Origin of the sequence: Paenibacillus sp. OSY-SE, from assembly GCF_000283315.1 — a bacterium.
In the GTDB taxonomy this organism is placed as follows: Bacteria; Bacillota; Bacilli; order Paenibacillales; family Paenibacillaceae; genus Paenibacillus_B; species Paenibacillus_B profundus.
This window is the reverse complement of sequence record NZ_ALKF01000079.1, coordinates 1-265: the sequence shown is the minus strand read 5'-3', so window position 1 is coordinate 265 and position 265 is coordinate 1. Positions and strand designations below refer to the sequence as shown.

Annotated in this window: 1 pseudogene; it reads left to right on the top strand. The window is 47.5% G+C overall.

Annotated elements, in window-relative coordinates:
• Window positions 1-175, top strand: a pseudogene (locus A372_RS38205) (spore gernimation protein); the annotation flags it as partial.
• Window positions 176-265 lie beyond the last annotated feature (90 nt).

Sequence of the window (265 nt, the reverse complement as noted above, 5' to 3'; positions counted from 1 at the left end):
TTCCCAGATGTTGTTCATTTTGCTTCCGTTTATCTACCTCTTGTCCCAAATTCCGAAAAACTTGAATGAGCTATTTTCTTTTGGAACGGTTATCGGAAATGTAGCGTTCGCTTTATTCGCGCTACTTCCACTGCCCCTGCTGCTTATTTCTCGCTGGAGAGGGGTGGGGTCATGAAGAGAGTCCAGTCAGGATTACTCGGATTGATGGCTCTCCTGATGTGCTGTACACTTTCAGGTTGCTGGAGCAGTTCCCCAGTGGAGGATC